The organism is Micromonospora sp. NPDC049891 (genome assembly GCF_040660295.1).
Classification (GTDB): Bacteria; Actinomycetota; Actinomycetes; order Mycobacteriales; family Micromonosporaceae; genus Micromonospora.
In genome coordinates this window covers 99,724-117,027 of record NZ_JBFAML010000021.1, presented here as the reverse complement: position 1 = coordinate 117,027, position 17,304 = coordinate 99,724, and the positions used below count along the sequence as shown (strand labels likewise).

The 17,304-nt window shown below is 65.4% G+C and carries 12 protein-coding genes; 6 read left to right on the top strand and 6 right to left on the bottom strand.

The features are described from left to right. Nucleotides 1-44: 44 nt before the first annotated feature. Nucleotides 45-635, bottom strand: coding sequence for a GNAT family N-acetyltransferase (locus tag AB0I71_RS23765; RefSeq protein ID WP_357588084.1), 591 nt, complete (start codon nt 633-635; stop codon nt 45-47). A 251-nt stretch (nt 636-886) separates the two neighbouring features. Here AB0I71_RS23765 and AB0I71_RS23760 point away from each other — a divergent pair, with 251 nt between their 5' ends. Then, complete coding sequence (locus tag AB0I71_RS23760; RefSeq protein WP_357588082.1) at nt 887-1,546, top strand: TetR/AcrR family transcriptional regulator C-terminal domain-containing protein; 660 nt, start codon at nt 887-889, stop codon at nt 1,544-1,546. Nucleotides 1,547-1,873: 327 nt separating this feature from the next. Here the strand turns inward: AB0I71_RS23760 and AB0I71_RS23755 are convergent, their stop codons facing one another. Both AB0I71_RS23755 and AB0I71_RS23750 read right to left on the bottom strand, forming a co-directional pair. Then, complete coding sequence (locus AB0I71_RS23755; RefSeq protein ID WP_357588080.1) at nt 1,874-2,437, bottom strand: hypothetical protein; 564 nt, start codon at nt 2,435-2,437, stop codon at nt 1,874-1,876. A gap of 710 nt (nt 2,438-3,147) precedes the next feature. Then, nucleotides 3,148-3,744 (bottom strand): helix-turn-helix transcriptional regulator, encoded by a 597-nt coding sequence (locus AB0I71_RS23750; RefSeq protein ID WP_357588078.1) that lies wholly within the window; start codon nt 3,742-3,744, stop codon nt 3,148-3,150. 119 nt (nt 3,745-3,863) lie between these two features. Here AB0I71_RS23750 and AB0I71_RS23745 point away from each other — a divergent pair, with 119 nt between their 5' ends. Continuing rightward, nucleotides 3,864-4,103 (top strand): hypothetical protein, encoded by a 240-nt coding sequence (locus tag AB0I71_RS23745; protein WP_357588076.1) that lies wholly within the window; start codon nt 3,864-3,866, stop codon nt 4,101-4,103. A 1,125-nt stretch (nt 4,104-5,228) separates the two neighbouring features. Here the strand turns inward: AB0I71_RS23745 and AB0I71_RS23740 are convergent. Next, nucleotides 5,229-9,008, bottom strand: a complete 3,780-nt coding sequence (locus AB0I71_RS23740; protein ID WP_357588074.1) for an NAD-glutamate dehydrogenase domain-containing protein — start codon at nt 9,006-9,008, stop codon at nt 5,229-5,231. 675 nt (nt 9,009-9,683) lie between these two features. On the opposite strand from AB0I71_RS23740, the gene AB0I71_RS23735 reads away from it, so the two are divergent. Further along, nucleotides 9,684-10,172: an endonuclease/exonuclease/phosphatase family protein gene (locus AB0I71_RS23735; RefSeq protein WP_357588072.1), complete on the top strand. Its 489-nt coding sequence runs from the start codon at nt 9,684-9,686 to the stop codon at nt 10,170-10,172. A gap of 492 nt (nt 10,173-10,664) precedes the next feature. On the opposite strand, the gene AB0I71_RS23730 is transcribed toward AB0I71_RS23735, so the two are convergent. Together AB0I71_RS23730 and AB0I71_RS23725 are read right to left on the bottom strand one after the other, a co-directional pair. After that, nucleotides 10,665-11,801, bottom strand: coding sequence for a tyrosine-type recombinase/integrase (locus tag AB0I71_RS23730; protein ID WP_357588070.1), 1,137 nt, complete (start codon nt 11,799-11,801; stop codon nt 10,665-10,667). Nucleotides 11,802-11,866: 65 nt separating this feature from the next. Then, on the bottom strand, nt 11,867-12,967 hold the full coding sequence (locus AB0I71_RS23725) for a helix-turn-helix domain-containing protein (protein WP_357588068.1): 1,101 nt from the start codon (nt 12,965-12,967) through the stop codon (nt 11,867-11,869). 79 nt (nt 12,968-13,046) lie between these two features. On the opposite strand from AB0I71_RS23725, the gene AB0I71_RS23720 reads away from it, so the two are divergent. The 3 genes from AB0I71_RS23720 to AB0I71_RS23710 all read left to right on the top strand — a co-directional run bounded on the left by AB0I71_RS23720 (nt 13,047) and on the right by AB0I71_RS23710 (nt 17,114). Then, complete coding sequence (locus tag AB0I71_RS23720; protein ID WP_357588090.1) at nt 13,047-13,712, top strand: site-specific integrase; 666 nt, start codon at nt 13,047-13,049, stop codon at nt 13,710-13,712. 296 nt (nt 13,713-14,008) lie between these two features. Continuing rightward, nucleotides 14,009-14,335, top strand: coding sequence for a trypco2 family protein (locus AB0I71_RS23715; RefSeq protein WP_357588066.1), 327 nt, complete (start codon nt 14,009-14,011; stop codon nt 14,333-14,335). A 7-nt stretch (nt 14,336-14,342) separates the two neighbouring features. Beyond that, on the top strand, nt 14,343-17,114 hold the full coding sequence (locus tag AB0I71_RS23710; RefSeq protein WP_357588064.1) for a hypothetical protein: 2,772 nt from the start codon (nt 14,343-14,345) through the stop codon (nt 17,112-17,114). Nucleotides 17,115-17,304: the final 190 nt, after the last annotated feature.

Below are 17,304 nucleotides of genomic sequence, written 5' to 3'. Positions count from 1 at the left end.
ATATCGTTACGCCACCCGATCTGTGGGAGGCGCGGCGACGACTGTTACGCGCTGTGCCACATGGGTTGAAGTGCCGGGCCTCCCTCTGGCAGTTGAATCGGCGCGCCGTGGTCGGCGAAGCCGTGGCGGGCGTACAGCTTCCGGTTCAGCGGGGTCGACGCCTCCAGGTACACCGGCAGGCCCAGCCGACGCGCGCGGTCGAGGCCGTGGCGCAGCATCGCAGTCCCGGCGCCGAGTCCCCGACGCTTTGGGATGGTGCCCATGGACGCGAGGTAGATGTGGGGCACCTTGGGGTGCCGTGCCGCCGTGAGCGACTTGACCGTGGTCAGACGTTGAGCCAGCCGATCGTTGCCGGCCGGCAACTCGGTGTCTTTCGACGTTTCGTCCATGTCGATCCAGATCGACGCCGCGATGGCTTCGCTGTGGCAGGTGAACGCGACGACCACTGCCTCGGCGGCGATTGCGGCTGCCAGCGACGCGGCGAGCAGTTCGCGTGTGGCGGTCAGCCGCGCCCCCGAATCGGGGACGGCCCAGGCGGTGACGGCTTCGTCGGCGAAGGCCTCAAGACACAGTGCCAGTACCGTGTCGAATTCAGACGCCAGTGCAGGACGGGCGGTCAGCATGGTGGCGGTCATCGAGTTTCCTCCTGCGGTGCTCGGTGTGCCTCCCACACTTGCGGCTTCGCCGACACCCGAGGAAGTAGTTTCGTCACACGGACGGTGAGACGAAAGAGACTACGATGACGTGTACACAGTGCGGACGGGATCTGGGGACACCGCTGCGCACGGGACGACCGCGCCGCTACTGTTCACGATCCTGCCAGGGCCGGGCCTACAGACGCCGCCGCGACAACGGACGGCTCTCGGCGCTCGCCCGACACCCCCACGTGGAATCGAACGCGGAGCACATGATCGAGGTCGCCACGACGCTGGTCGACACCCAAGGCGTCGACGGCCTGACCCTACGAGCTGTCGCCCGCCACGCAGGGCAACCGCTCGCCGCCGTACAGCACGCCTTCGGTAGCCGCGACCGTCTCGTCGCGGCATTGGTGCAGCACCTCCTCGCACCGCACCACGCCGGCCCTCATCGGGATCCGCCAGTGGAAAAGCTCGCCCGGCTCGCAGAGCAGGAGTGGCAGGTCTACCGGGCACACCCGTGGCTCGTCGGCGTCCTCGCCAGCACCCGGCCCCCGCTGGTTCCGGCCGTGCTCGACATGGCAGGCGCGAGCGTCGAGGCCTTCGTGGCGCTCGGGCTGAGCCCAGCGATCGCGCTCCGCCGCTACCTCGCGCTCAACGCCTACATCCAGGGCATGGCACTGCTGCTCCACGCCGAACAAAGAGAAACAGCAAACCCCGGAACCACGTACCGCTCATGGTGGGCCGAGCAGATCCGCCGCCTCGACCGCACCGGCAGCCAACGGCGTCACCCCTGGCTCGGCGACGTAACCGCCGGCACACCACCGGAGACATTCGACGCCGATACTGCGTTCCGTGACGGCCTGCACCGCGTCCTGATCGGCCTTACGCACAACGCGCCGGGTGGGTAGACAGCGATCTCACAGACACGCACACCGGCTACCGTAAATGCGCGTTCTGTGCGCCCACGCCTACCTCGCCGTCACCGCCGCGCAGGCCAAAAGGGGGCACCGAATCCGATGACGGCCTCATCCCCCTCACCCTCGGCGAGGTCCGCCGTCTCCTGGCACACCTGATCACCACCATCCGACCCTTCGACCACATCCATCGATGGTCACAATGGCGACGCCGACACCAATACCGCGCCAGAACAGCCCACTACCAGCGAAGACTCCAACTTCATCAGGTGCGGCTGGAGTACTAGATCGTTTGCCAGCATCGACCCGGGGACGCCCGACTCACCCGCCCTCGCCGCAGTCCTCGGCTTCGCTCCGTTGCTTGACGTCCTCCTGAAGCGGTAGCGTCGGGTCCAGGGCCGGCTCGGTTGGCTCGAGGGCCCGGATGCCCGTCGTGTTGCGCATCCATCGGCCGACGCTGTCGGTGAACTCCAACTGCTCCTCGTACGGGAGAATGACCACCGAGGCCGCGACGTCCGTGAACTTCGGCTCCGTCAGTCGGTAGGTGCGCACCGCGCACGGCGGAAGATCACCTGGTGCCGCAGTCACAGACACGGTCTCGACGGCTTGCAGGTTGTCCCGGAAACTGGCCTTGAAGGCGAACCTGACAAACCTGATCGGAACGGGCGACCGATTCTGAATTACTAGAGCCGACAGGGCCTTGCCCACCGCTGGATTGCCGTCCCACCAGTAGACGACCCGGCTGGCGTAACGCTGCTGCTGACGCTGTTCAGCCAGTTCGTTGAGCCAAAGCTGACTGCGGTTGATCTGTTGCTGATCGCGCAGCGTCCCCAGCGCGACGATTCCCGCCCACGCCGCCAACGCTGTGGCGGCGATCGCCGCCACAGCCTGGATCCAGTCTGTCGCCGAAGGACCGTCCAGAGTCGTCCGCCGGTCAGCGCCGGTGGTCGCGTTGGACGGCCGTCGGTTCGCGAGCTTCTTGCGCCTCGGCCACCTAGCCATCGGTGCTGTAGTTTACGTCCACGCCGTCCGGCTCCTCCACTCCGCGGGAAGCATCAAAAGACGGTGCCGACCGCGCGCTTCCTCGTCAACGAGTTGGCCGCGCACGTCGCCGGGCAGTGCCGCGACGAGCTGGTGTTCATCGCACCCAACCCGGGGGGCCACTGCGCAACACGAACTCCCGGACGCGGGTTTTTGGGCCGGCGGCGGCATCGGTCGGGCTTGCCGGGCTCACGCCTCAAGACCTGCGGCACACGGCGGCGAGTCCGGCCGTGGCGGGCGGCGCGAACGTCAAGGCGTGCAGCGGATGCTCGGGCACGCCTCGACGTCGATGATGGTGGACGTGTACGCGGGCCTCTTCGGTCACGACCTGGACGCCGTTGCCATTCGGCTGGACGAAGGCGGTCGCCACACGCAACAAGGACCACTCAAGGACTCGACCGACCGACGGCGACGTGATCGACCTCGGAAAACAGCGAAGCCCGGCCTGTGGCCCCGGCTTTCTCACCGAGCCCATGCTACCGGGCTTGGATGCTCTCTTGGTGCCGGTCAGGCGGTTTGATGCGCCGGCGCCGGCGCTGGCGGGAACACAACGCTCACGTTCCATTGCTTGCTCGACCCGGGTAGCCGAGTTCCTCCTCAAGCGTCTCGCGGATCTTGCGGAGCGCGCTGTCGTCAGCTTGCGTAAGCAGAGAGATCACCACACCGAGCTCGACTGCGCGACGAACGGATGGCCGGTCATGGGCCCGCCGCTTCGGTTGGTCCGGGTCTACCTGCCTATCCACCTCGCCCGGAGGGCCGCCGAGCGCGATGCGCCGCGCCTCGCGGATCCGGCTTATGAACTGGACGAGGACCGGATCATCATTCATCGGGTCGATGACGATCAGGTGCGGCCGGTAGCCACCAGGCTGGACCTTCTCGACCGCACCGTCCGCACCGTACGCATCCAGGAACTTCGACACTTGCCCGAGGGCAGGAGTGCGCTTGCCAACTTCGATCAGGCGCAGGTACTCGGAGGAGAACCCGAGTTTGGCCGCCGCATCTGCGCGGGACATGCCAGCCTTCCATCGCAGACGTTCTAGCAGCTCCCCGAATCTGCGGTTGTCTGATTCCCGCCCCGGCCCGACGGTTAGGTCGTAGGGAGGCGTGAAAGCCTGCCGGTGGGCGTCCAACTGCCTGTCGCCATCGTCCACACCTTCACCGTACACCAACAACTAGATTCTTTGTTGCGAGTAGTTGCGAGACTCCGCTCCCCCGCCTACGCTCCAACTACTGGCAACACGGCCAGCCACCTTTGTTGGAGAGGTTCGAGATGGGGACTGACATGTGCCACTTCGGGAACGACGACGCCGTGCCCGCCGAGCGCCCCAAGCCGACGGGCGGGATCTACTCGCTGCCGGTCGTCGGGAATGCCGCCGCAGGAGTTCGCCAGTTCTACGACGACATGGCCCCGTCGGACACCGACCGGACCGAGCAACGAGTCGCCAAGGAGCTGCTTCGCTGGTCCTCGGCGGTCGCCGGGGCGGCGGCTGTTGCGGTGATGGTGCTGTGAGCCGGCCAGGTCGGCATGGACGGGGTACCGACGAAACGGCGCTGCCCATCGGCCGAACTCATAGCTGTTCGAGGTCGACATGGCGGGCCAAACCCTGGGCTGGTCGGCGAGGCGCTGGCGACGGATGGTACCACTTGGCCGTCCGAGCCGAGTTTGCAACCGCATGACACACCGCGCTACCAAGGCAAAGGGCACCTGGCCATCGGCCAGGTGCCCTTCGGCAACCTACATCCGGATGCCACGAATTCGGGAACATTTTGGCCGTTTCGGGAACGTCCCTACGTGGCCGCCAGGGACTCGGACCCTGAATCCCCCCGGCCGTCGGTGAATCAGCTCAAACCGGAACGATCGACGTCTTGACCTCGGCGAGGTTTCTCGTTGCCTTCCAGTGGTTGCCAGCCCTTGTCGGCGTCAGTGGTGCGCGGCCTGTGCCCGATGATCACGCCAGTCCATCGCTAGCCCCCAGGTTGCGGCCCGGGCATTACGAGTCGGTTCCCGACTTCGGGTTGCCTTGGTGATCGACGGACGGTTGCTGCTAATCACGCCCGCGGCTGTCCGCCAGTGGTCGTTGATTGGCTGCTTGGTCGGCTGCTCGTTGGCCGGCTACGGCCTCAATGCCGCCGGCGCTTGCTATCAGGGAGCCCGCTAGGGATTTCCCGACGACGACCGTCCGGCCCAACCGGATACTCGCGCCCGACGTTCCTCTGAGGTAAACCGCACCGGATCTTGTAGAGCCTCCGCAGAACCCGGGGCGGTTCACTGCTGCCAACACCTTGACACAGAGAGGTGCCGTTAGATCCACACGTCCCCACCGAGTTGGTGAAGTGCAAGGCCGACCTGGCATGCACACCGCTGGTGCCCTTAGTCGGTCGTTGCCGACGGCGTGATGAGTTCTCCGGACTACCGTAATGCTCCGCCGGGTGAGAGTCGTTGGTTCCCGCATGCTGGGCGGGTAGATCCATGCCTCGTCGCGTCTTGACCGTGTCCGGGCGGTCGGGGCCGAGCGCCTCGGCTTGGGTAGGCAACACCGACCGGTACTCCTCGGCCGCCTCGTCGTGGCGACCCTGGTCGGACAGCACCGCGGCCCAGGTTAGGGGCTTGAACCCTAACCTTCCGATCCGTAGGTCACGACGCGCTTATGCGTACGAGGGTGCGAATCTGTCGGAGCAGGATCGACAGGGCCGCCAGATCCGCTTTAGAGGCGAGAAGTTCTCCGATTGCTATTCTCACTCTAGCGATTGCGTTGGCATTGTTCTGTTCCCAGGTAACGACGCGGACGTCCGCGCCGTCACTGCGGCGAGTGCCCTCGAGCACCTCGATGGTGAGTGCGGCGAGGGCAGCGTATAGATCGAAACGTAGCGCCATGCGCGCCAGCGTCTGCCATCGGTCTTCACGGGGCAGCGCGGCAATCCTCGCCAGAATCTCGTCAACGTCGAGGCGATCAGACACGATGTAATAGACGGCTGCCGTCTCGGCGACATCAACACCGGTCGCATGGGCGATCTCGATGACATCGAGGAGCCCGAAACCATTCGTCGTGTGGGTAAGGGCTCCTGCCAGCGGCGCCGGAACACCGAGCTGCACCAGGTTCTCGGTCTTTGCGCGCAGCACGTTGCGCTCTCTTTCCCCCCGAAAAGTGTCTAGCTTGAGCGTCAGCTCACGTATGGGTTCTAGTCTCCTGACTTCGCTAGCCACCTCGAGTGGTGCGCGTCGGTTGGTGACTAGCCAGCGCACCGCTCGGTCAAGAAGTCGTCGCAGCTCCAAGTGCAGCGCCGTCCGGACCTGCACCGGCAGGTGGTCCGACGCCTCGATATCGTGGAGCAGCTTGTCCAGTCCGTACGTTTTATTGACGATAACAACGGCTCGCAGTACGTCGTCCAGGTTGGCAGCCGTCTCTTCTACAACCCGATAGACGAAGGTTATGCCACCGAGATTGACTGTGGCATCGACCAAGACGGCGGCGATGATCTCCCGCCGCTGTGGGTGTCCCTTTAGATCCGAGGAATAACGACTACGGACCGAGGACGGGAAGAAATTCCGGAGCACCTCGGTTGCCCAGTCATCGTCCGGCAACTGGCTCTGGTTGAGCACTTCTGCCTTCAACTGGGCCTTCACGTTCGCCATAAGCACGGCGAGTTCTGGGGAGGTGAGGCCCGAGCGCACTACGAGCGCATCATCGGTTGGCAACCGTTGCAGGGCTCGGTCGAGGTGCCCGTATTGCTCAAGATGGGCTATCAAGCGGCGGTGCACTGGCAGTAATGACGGCGCCTGGGCTCGCGCGGCCGCCATGGCGATGTCCTGCCAGAGGCCGCCACGCAGTGACGACTCGCCGATCTCCTCCATGATTCGGGCCGAATGCTCATTGGACTTTACACCGAAGAGATGGTCGCGGGAGGCACCGAGCCGGTCTAGGAGAATTTGGGTGTTCGCCTGCCGGCTCAATGCCTGATCCCAGGCCGACTGATCCAGAAAATCAGTGTTAACAAGGCCCCCGGACAGAGAGAATTCCACCCTGCCACTCTGCGTGATGCCGTTAACGCTACCCTCCGCGACGGTGCGGGCCCGGAGGTCGCGCCCGTCGACCCTGATTGTCCGGTTCGCCGGATCCCCGACCTCAGCATCGTGCTCGTGGCTCGACTTGATGAATGTGCCGTTGCGGGCGACGAAAATCGCGTCGGCTGGTGCGGTGAGAATCGCCCGAATCAGCTGGTCGGGCTCTAGGGTTACAATCTCACTAGGAATGCCGAGAACTTCGCGCATCTCGGCGGAGACGAGAATGACTGGTACCGTCCGCTGCCAGATTCCGCCTCCCGAAGAGATTGCCGAACGAGAGTAATCGTGCCACGACGACCTTGGCAGCTTCACGAAGCGCTGCCGCTCTTGGTAGGACACGTCGGGATCAGGGTCGGGATCTACAAATATGTGGCGATGATCGAAGGCGGCGATCAGCCGAATTTTGCGGGAGGTCTGCATAGCGGGGCCAAGCGCGTCCTCCGACAGGTCGCCAATGCCGATTACGTCGATGGAGCCGGCTGGGTCGATGCCCAATTCGGCGAGGTGACGAATGGCGATTGCCCACACGCCTTGTACGGCGAGGTGTCTCCGGTTCAGCAATTCGCTGTCGGAGCCGGCGGCCAAGTGATCTGTGTTCGGCCAGAAGCAGTGTGCGTGGGCAGTCGCGCCCACCTCGCCGGTATTGGTTATCAACGACTCAGGTCCCTCGGGCGCGAGTGAGCCGCCCAAAACGGATGCGTGCCGTTGTGTTTTCCCGTCGTTGATCATGGATATGGCGTCGATCCAAGCTGACCGGTACAGCCGGGGGTTGAGCCGCTGCAGGCGTTGGATGACGGCCTGCGCCTTGTCGGCGACATCGTGTGGCGCTGACAAAGGATCGGCAGCATATCCGGCGATGCGGCAAAGAACCGTCATGGCATGAGTGGCGCTGGCGACGTCTATATCCCCGTGTATGCGGACTAGTTCGTCCGCCATCCGCTCGGCGCTGGGTGCGGCACGCACGACATCGGCAACCAACCGTTCCCCTAACCGGTCCGGCACCAGTGCGCTCCAGTAGTGCCCCTCGGTCCCCGGGTACAGGTCAGCTAGGGTGCCCGCCAGGTATTCGGCGGCACAAGGAAGATCCTCGCCTGGATCGGGAAGGCAAGATACCGCTCGCTCCGCGGTGTGCGCGTCGGCCGAAGGGTAAAGCGTCGGAAGCGCGAGCAGGCGATCCCGTAGCCTGCTGCCATCCGCGAACGTTGCTCTCGCTACGGTGGCGGCCGCCCGCGCCCAGTAGAACCGTTCGTGATGCAGTGCTGCCTCAAGCGGATCTGTGTCCGGCACGCCATCGCTGCGGTCACCATCCAACACGTGGACAAGGGCAGCGGCATGCAAGTCCAGCGTCCTCGAGTGACGGTTCGCGACCGACGAGAGCTGCTCTGGAAGAGCCTGACTGTCTGCACCCGCATCGCCCAGGATCCGGCGACGATAGTCGCGGTACGCAATACCCATCGCGCCAACTGGATCGTCCTGTCCGATGCTGGTCAACTCGATCGGCTCGCGGTGTACAAGGTCGACGGCGTTGGTGTTCCGCTCCAGGTTCTCCCACCAGCGCCCCGGTGTCCGCGCCAGCAGGAGGATGCGAACCTGGTCCGGTCGAGTATGTGCGAGCGCGTCGAGTAAGAGTCGCACGTGGTGCAGCTGCGCTTCAGCGTAGTCGACAGCAATGAACGCACGGTGGCCAGCTCCTACGATACGTGGTATCGCCGGCGCGATGCGTTCTGCGAGATGTTCTGGAGGAAACAGCCCGGAGATCTGGCCCTCTTGGTCGAGCACGGCGGCCAACTGCATCGCCAAGCGGGTCTTGCCGACGCCTCCGGGAGCGTGAACCAAGCACACGCATGGCCCGTCCGTTCCTCTGGCCCAGCGGAGCAGTGTCTCGTACTCACGTGGTGGCGAGAACGTGACCACGTGGTTTCGCGGGTTGAGCCACCAGGACGGCGGCGGCACGGGCGGTGGGGGGACGGCGACAAGAGGCCCCTCCACACCAAAAATTTCCCGCGCGAACTGCCGGTGCCGAATGGCAGGTTTGTCGGCGGCTCGCCCTCCGTCCACGCGTGCATACTCACGTGCACGCTCGACCAATCCATGTTCGTACTTCCAGTAGTCGGTCTCAGTACTGACACCCGGCAGACGGCCGCGCGCGGCGGCGTTGTTCGCGCATACGTCAACGAACGCCAAAACCAGATCGAGCGAGGGCAGCTGGGTCTTGCCGTTGAGCATGTCGCCCAGCTGGGTGTCGCTGCGGTGCAGCTTCTTCGACAATGCCTGGAGGGTTAAGTTGCCTGCCTCCATACGCAGCTGTCTCAGTCGTCCGATGAACTCGCCTTGCAGCCGCTGCGCCAACAACGCCCAGTCATATGAAGAAGGTGTCCCCCTCGGTGGGATTGTCCCGTCGCCCACGCGCCGCCCCCCGGCTTATCCGGTCCCGTCCGGTCGGCGCGGCCCACTGGCCCCGCCGTGCGCTGCTGAAAGGCAACCACTTCTCCGGGGCTGCCCTACTAACCCACACTACGGCTCCGGGGCAACGGACCATGGCGTCAGTCGGCGCCGCACGGCGCCGGCTGGTCCCCTGCCCCCACCAAGGGAGTCATCATGGAACTCCGGCTCGCCCTACTCGTACTTGCGCTCGCTGTGGCGCTGGCACTTTCCGCCATTGTGGGTACCATCGCCAGCCTCCTTGCTTGGATGGGAGGGACGGCGCCAGCGAAGGCAGCGCTGCAAGGGGGAGGGGCTATGGGCGGTACCTTCGCGTTGGCCGTCGCCGTGGTTGGCCTCCTGCTGACCCTCCTTAACTGACCTGCCCCGCACTGACGACTTGCATGACGATCAAGGTGGCTACGGTCCTGGGCAGCAACGTCGGCCTGGCGTGCATCCTCGCCGGTTGCCCATGTGGACTTCATCTGCGGCTTCGTCTGGGACGGCAACGACCTAAAGAAGTCACCTCGACGACGACGGAGCCAGCGGGGCACCAGCAGGCTGCGCAGCGACCACCAGGCGCGGATTACGTTCCGGCCGACGTCAGTGCCACAACCCGGCGAGGAGGTCACCGAGACGTTCCTTGTGCCCGAGGGTCAAGATGGCCAGGTCGAACTGGTCGCTGCATGCAGGGAGCCGCCGGCTGGCAGGGCGGCCAGCGCGATCAGGCAGATCCTGCGTCGGCAGCGGCTGACCCGCCGGGTCGTGGTCACCGGAAACCTCAACGACGCGCCCGACGCCGAGGCCCTCGCCGACCTGCGGAGTGCGAACCTCGCCGAGCAGATCCAGCGAGGTTCCACCGTTGCCGGCCCTAACCGCGGCGGCGCTCTGATCGACGATAAGTTCGCCGACCTGTCCCCCACCATCTGGACGCACCGGCACCGGGCGAAGGGTGTCACCACATTCGCCCTCTACGACCAGATCTGGACCACCCCGGATCTGACGGTCACGGCGGCGCATGTCATGCGCCGCACCCAGATCAGCGGCGACGGGTCCGACCACGACCCCGCCTACGTCGACCTCGACCTTGACTGACCGCCGAGCAGGTCGGGGAGGCCGAGCTAGAGGGTCGTCGGGCCGCCAAAAGGGGTCGAGGCTCTTGCTGTGGCCGCGTGGGCAGGTGCCGTATGCGCTGCTAGGGACGTTCCAGTGGTGGTGGCGGTACGGGGCATCGCAGGGGCCGCAGAACCCGGCGTCGTCGTAGAACTCGGCTGCTCTCACCGGGGTGTAGTGGTACGGCTCGGCGAGAGCGTCGGCGATCCTCTTTGCTTCCGCCGGGTCGACAGGGTGGCCGTATCCGTTGCCGGCCTCGATGCCGGAGAGCAGCAGCGACCCTTGCTGGTCGTCGTGGCGCTGACGGGCGGTGTCGAAGGCGTCGCGCTGCTGCGGTGGCTAGGGCTGCCAGGCGGCGGGGTTCGCGCCGGGCGCGACGAGTTCCACGTGCGATGCGGGTCGCCCACACACCGTGTAGCGCGGGTCGGCTACGAACCGCCTGCAGCAGGTCCTCATCATCCCTGACGGCAGATGTCAGGCGGCGGGGCGCAGGCGTCGCACGGTGCCGTCTGGGCGGTCGGGCTGGGTGGTTTCCCAGCGTCGTTGCAGGGCGTCGACGAGGTTGGTGATCATCGGTTCGGTGACGTGGCTGTAGATGCCTCTTACGCCGGGGAGGCGGTGGCCGAGGCGACGGGCTTGGGCGATCTCGGGGATGCCGTCTTCGATGAGCCAGGTCTTGTGGGTATGGCGCAGATCGTGAAAGTGCATGCCGGGCAGGATCGGTGGGATGCCTCGTTTCGGGTCGCCAGCGACGGCCGGGGTCCAGGCGCGGCGGTTGAAGTTGGATCGGCGTTGGTGGTGGCCGCGGGCGCCGGGGAAGACGGTGCCGTGGGGGTGTTCGGCGAGGTGGGTGGCGAGGAGGTTGGTGGCGAAGCGGGGTAGGCGGATGTGGCGGACGGAGTCGTTGGTTTTGGGTGGGCCGAGGTACAGCTTGCCTTCGACTTCGTGTAGCGCGCCGACGTCGGGGTGGACGTAGATGCTGCCGGTGCTGAGATCGAGGTTGTCTCGGTGCAGGCCGGCGAGTTCTCCCCATCGCATGCCGGTGTAGGCGGCGGTGAGGATCATCAGCCCGTCGGATGGGCGGGCCTGGCGGGCGACGATGACGGCGACCTGGTCGGCGGTGGCGTGGGGTCGTTCGGCGCGGATGCCCTTGGGGATCCGGATGCCGCGGCAGGGGTTGAAGGGGATCCGGCGGTCTTCGACCGCTTCTTGAAGGATCATCGACAGGACCATGATCACGTCGGCGACGGATCGGGGTGAGAGTCGCTTGCCGAGCGCGAGGCTGAGGGCCTTGGCGTGTTGGCGGCGGATGTCGACCAGGAGCAGCGAGCCGAGGGTGGGCAGGATGTGCAGCCGCAGGTGGCTGCGGTAGGCGGCCCAGGTGGCGGGCGATGCCTGGTGGGTCGACTCCCAGATCGGCACCCATTCGCTGAGGGGGATGCGTCCGCCGCGGGGGTCGATGAAGGTATCGCGGGCGACTTCCACGTCGATTTCCTTGGCGCGCAGGACAGCGTCGGCGCGCAGTTCGTGGGTGGAGTCGGTGGTGACGGTGCCATCTGGCATACGGAGGCGGACGCGGTATCTCGTGCCGCGCTTTTCCACCCAGGCCATGGTTATGTCTCCGATCGGTTCGTGTCCGTTGCGTCGGTGATGGACGCGTGACTTTCGGGGTTTGGTCAAGTCGCTGGGGTAGGTGGGGATCGGCGTCGGCGGTGGGGCCGTCGTCCGGTGGCGGGTTCTGCGGCGGCGGTGATGATGGCGGCGAGGTCGGCGGTGGAGAAGCGCAGGTGTTTGCCGAGGAAGGTGCAGGGGATCTGGCGGCGTCCAGCGCGGCGGCGTAGCCAGGACTCCGCCACGCGCAGTAGCACCGCGGCCTCGGCTGGGGTGTAGAGGCGCGGCTCCTCGTCGTCGCTGCCACCGGTGCGGCGGGTGGGTGGGGGTGCGGCTGGCGGTGGCCGCCGTCGGGATCGGGGCGGGTTGGAGTGCATGGACGGCTCCTCGTTCGAGGTGAGGCCGGGGTGGTGGCTCTTCGCGGATAGGCGTGTGGACTTGCGAAGAGCCACCAGTGCCTGGCGGGTTCGGTGGTGGTGGCTCAGCAGGAGACGGAGAGCGGTCGCGGCTTGGGCGGGGACGACCCCGTTGCCGAGGACGCGCAGGGCGCCCGTGCGTGGTAGATCGAGGGTGGGGTCGGTGACCCAGTGGGCGGGTAGGCCCATGAGCCATTCCACGAGCGGCGGTGCGAGAACCGGTTTGCCGTGCTGGCCGGGTTGGGTGGGCGCGGGGACCGGTCGGCCAATCAGGAGTTCCCAGCGGGCGATGGCGGATGCGTAGATGCCCCAGGTGGCCTCGTCGGGTGTTCCGAGGCTGCTGTTGGCCAGGTGGGTGACGGTGGTGCGTAGGTCGAGGCCGCCGTCGCCGTGGTGGCTGGGGCCTCGCGCGTCGGAGGCGCGTGGCGTGGGCAGGCGGCGTGGTGGGATGCGTACGGCGGCGGAGGGCAGGGTGAGGTCGCCGTGGGAGCCTCGTTGTCCGGGGCAGCCTTTCTCCCCGTCGGTGGCCCGCGGGGTGGGCAGGAGTATTTGCGACAGTGGTGGCCGGAAACCGGTGCCGGCGCGGTGGCCTGGGGTGCCGGTGTCGCTGGCGCGTGGCGTCGGCAGCAGGTCGTGTCGGGTGCCGTGGGGTTCGATGACGTCGGGCAGTCCGTGCTGGTGTCCGGGTCCCTTGCCGTCACGGGCGCAGGGCGTGGGTAGGGTCGCCAGCCGCGTCCCTACCTCAGGCACGGGTGGCGACCTTCTTATCTGGACAGTTGTGGAGTCGTGGGTTCGTGAGCTGGGGCGTTGATCCTTTACGTTGGCCGGCGTGAAGGTTCGCGAGATCGTTGACGCGAGTCCGGGGCAGCCGAGTGTCGAACTGGTAGACGCAGCCGGCGTGCCGGTGACCGAGGTGACCGGATTCCTACGGCTGTTGATGGTGCGGGACTACTCGCCAAACACGGTGCGGGCCTACGCGCACGATCTGCAAAAGCTGTTCGTGTTCTTGAAGAGCCGCGGTCTGACGGTGCAGCAGTTCACGCCGGCGCGGGCGGTCGATTTCATCGTGTGGCTGCGGACGCGGTCGTCGGCGCGCAAGGTCCAGCGGCTGGAGCTGGCGTTGACGGACGGCGCGGGTCGGCTGTTGGCGGCCAAGACGTGCAACCGGGTGCTGGCCGCGGTGTCGTCGTTCTACGAGTACCTGATCAGCGTGGAGCGATACGGCGGCTCGGACAACCCGATCGTCACCATTGCCGACCATGCGGCTGCCCGGGTGCCGGGCCGCCCGCGTGCGCCGCTGGTGATCTCGCGTCCGCGGCGGGCGTTGCGGATCGAGACCGTCGAGACACTGCCCAGGCCGATGGCAGACGAGACGTACGTGGCGCTGCTGCGCGTGTTGCGCAGCCGCCGGGACCGGGCGTTGCTGGAGCTCATGTGGGAGGGCGGGCTGCGTCCCGGCGAGGCGCTGGGACTGCGGCTGGAGGACATCTCCTAGGGCCGCCGCCGGATCGTGGTCCGCCACCGCACCGATCACCCGGCCGCAGAGGACTCGAGGTTGTCGGCGACATGGCAGCCGTCTGATCTAGGTGAAACAGTCGCTTCTTCCGGCAGCGGCGCCTCTCGCAGCAGCAGCGCCTGAGAGGGATAGGTCTCAGTCGGATACTCGATTGCGCCGGTCAACGCAAGGCTACAAGGTGACATCTAGTTGTGCTTCCCGGCGACGGGTCGCTTTGGCCAGGCGAAGGCCTAATACATCAAACGCTTCGGTTTCATGGACGGAGGGTGACGCGGGTGGATATTGACCTAGCCACGGCGGTCGCTACGGTACGCGATGAACTGCTGTACGCAGCAGCCACCGGCGCGTCGGAGGATTTGAGGTTCGCGGTTGGTCCTATCGAGATGGAGTTTGCCGTCGAACTCAAGGAGGATTCGATCGCCAAGGCCGGCTTCAAAGCCTGGGTGGTGTCGGCCGAAGCTCAGGCTGGTACGTCGGATATCCAGACCCATCGGGTCAAGTTTACATTGACGCCGAAGCTGCCGACCGGCCAGGATTTGCTGATATCCGCCGATGAGGGGGCGGTCCTTAGGGACGGCGGCGCGCCTCGAATAGGACGATAGGCTCGAGATGAGCGCCGGGCGAGTCGTGATGGTTGGCGGCGCCGGTCGCGGCTCGGGATACGTGGTTGCACCGCGATTGGTGTTGACCGGCGCGCACGTCGTCAATGATGTCGGATCGGCAGTCAGTGTGAAGACGCTAACCAAGGGAATCACCTGCCATGGTCGTGTCGCGTGGCGTGGCGTGGTAGGGAGCACCGACGGCGCGCTGGTCGAGATCTTAGACCCGAAGTGGGTCGATCCACCGGGACGGGCACCCGAGTGGGGTCGGATAGTCACCAACCAGCCCGGCATCTCAGCTTCGGCTTGGGGTTATCCGAACTGGCCCCAGACGGATCGGGATAGTCCGGACGCATGGCAGCCCAGTGGAGTCATCAACCCAGGCAGCCGCTACGGCGCGGACCGTTACGTTTTCAGCGTCGTGCCAACAGCACCGGCGAAGTCGGCCGACCCCAATAAATCACCGTGGGAGGGGTTATCCGGTGCCGCATTGTTTTGCGATGCCCTCTTGGTGGGTGTCGTCACCACCGACGTCGCGAGAGGCGAGCACTGGCACCTGGACGTGACGCCAGCGTACGCGTTGACGAATGAGGCCACGTTCGTCGAGACGGTAGAGCAGCATCTGGGCTATGCACTTCACCTGCAACCAGTCGAGGTGCGGCGGCTGATCCAGGCCGAGCCGGTCCGAATCGGTTCGATCAGCGACTTGCTCCGGGCGCGTCGGGAAGTTGTGCGCTTCCGGACGACAGGCGGGCGAGCCGAACTCATTGGGGCGCTCCGCGAGTGGTGCCGTGGAGACGATTTCGACGCCTGGCTCCTTCATGGGCCGGGCGGTCAGGGCAAGACCCGCGTGGCGGCCCAACTCTCCGACGAACTGCGCCAGGACCCGGAGCGTTGGACGACGATCTGGCTCAGCACCACTGCGACCGACCTTCAGAACTTACGGCATTTGGCGACGCCTACGTTGCTGATCGTCGACGAGGCGGAAGGGCGACTACCCCAGCTCCGCCGCTTGCTGGACATATGCGCCGACCATCCCGGCGACGTGCCCCTCCGATTGCTCATACTTGCCCGCACGGCAGGCTCGTGGTGGAAGGAGTTACGGCACCACCAGCTACTGGATGGAACCACAGTTCAACGGTTGGGCGAACTCGAGACCGAGCCGGCCGGTTGCGCCAACGCGTATCGCGAGGCGGTCTACGATTTCGCGCGCACACTTCCCTCCATCCGTGAACTTGCGACGCACCCATGGTCAAATATCTCGAAGCGGCTCGTGGCGGACCCGCCGTCGTCGTTGAACACCAAGACGTCGGTCCTAACGCTGCACATGACGGCGTTAGCTGACCTGCTCGACGCAGCCGAACCGCCCGCCGCAACACGAACAATTGGTGCGGTCGAGCAACGCCTGCTGGACCACGAGCATAAGTACTGGAGCGAAACCGCGCGGGCTCACGGTCTGACGAATGCCCAAATTCTGGATCCGTGGCTCCTCGAAGCACTGAAGATCGCCATGTTCTTCGGAGCGGACAATCAGGTGGAAGAGCACAGGATCCTCGACCAAATGCCCGCGCTCAAGCAGCATCCGGACCGGATCATGTCTGTCGCCCAGTGGCTCGCCGCGCTCTATCCGTTGCCCGGCGCCGAAGTGTCGGGATGGAACGCCATCCAGCCCGACCGGCTTCAGGAGTGGCTCATCGGCAGTTACCTTACCTCACGTGCCGGAACTGATTTGGTCGAAACGTTGATACAGTCGGCTGCCGAGCCGCAGCGAGCACGTGCGATCGCGAACTATGTCAGGGCAGCGGCGCATCCAAGCTTCGCGGGCACCTTGGACCAGCAGTTAACCGCATTCTGCATACGTCACCGGGAGCTCGTCGGTGACGCGGCTCTGCAGAGCGCAACTCAGGTCGATCGGCCAGGCCCTCTCGTCGACGCGCTGTGCGCCGTCGCCGAGCTACACGGCACGGACCTCGACAAGCTCCAGGACCTATTCCGACGGGCTGTGACAACTCCTCATCCGGGGGACGACATCTCGCCCGAACTGGAGCCTTTTTTATTGCGACTGTACGAACCGATCGTAACCGAGCTTACGAGACAGTATGGCGGATCTGGATCACCACTCGATGGCACTCTAACGATTCCGGAGAACTTTTTGTTCGAGGCGATTGAAATCGCCGAGTACCTCAAGCGTTGGGCCATGTCATTGTGTGCGGTAGGCAAGTACGACACCGCGAAGACCGTTATGTCGCAAGCTATCGAGATGGTTCCAGATGCACCCGGGCAGCGATATCTCGACATGTACCTTGTCAGCTACGCAACTATCCTTCGTGCCGCTGGCGAGAAGGGCGGCGCGCTGGCCGTATTGCGCGATAGCTATTCCCGCGCGCAACACGCGATGGAAACAGATCCCTCGCTGGGCCTTGGAGGCTATGGAATACTTAGCGCCAGATACGGGCATACGATGATTCACTTAGTGAGCGCACTTGAGGCGCAAGAGCAGTGGGACGAAGCGATCGAGATCGCGGATGAGAACATCTCTATACGGCAGTGGCTGAGGAACGAGGAGGTTCCGTCGACCGTGGCGAATCTCGCCGTGGCGTTCTTCTTGAAGGCCCGACTCCTCAACAAGCGTGGACACGCGGGTGATATCGAGTCGGTGTCTGCAATGTGTGAAACCGCAAGTCAGCTACTGCGTGACCGGATTGCGGTCCTGCCGATCCGGAAGACCAAACGCCTGCTACGTGACATCCAAGAGGTCGTTGCCGCCGTTGGTAGCCACTAGCCCCAAAGACTAGTTCAATCAGTCGGCATGCCTGATTGCGTGAGCGGCAAAGGCCGTCGCCGCCCGCGCGGCCCGACGCGCTCACAGATGAGCTATGGATGCGGCTGGGGCCGCTGATCCCGGTCTGTGCGCGGCGTTTCCGTTCCACGTTCGGCCGCCGCTGATGGACGGTGCCGTGTTGGAAGAGCCT

Excerpts from the sequence above, each read along its gene's own strand:
- AB0I71_RS23765 (WP_357588084.1), bottom strand. The coding sequence starts at position 635 with ATGACCGCCACCATGCTGACCGCCCGTCCTGCACTGGCGTCTGAATTC.
- AB0I71_RS23745 (WP_357588076.1), top strand. The coding sequence starts at position 3,864 with ATGGGGACTGACATGTGCCACTTCGGGAACGACGACGCCGTGCCCGCC.
- AB0I71_RS23730 (WP_357588070.1), bottom strand. The coding sequence starts at position 11,801 with ATGGCCTGGGTGGAAAAGCGCGGCACGAGATACCGCGTCCGCCTCCGT.
- AB0I71_RS23710 (WP_357588064.1), top strand. The coding sequence starts at position 14,343 with ATGAGCGCCGGGCGAGTCGTGATGGTTGGCGGCGCCGGTCGCGGCTCG.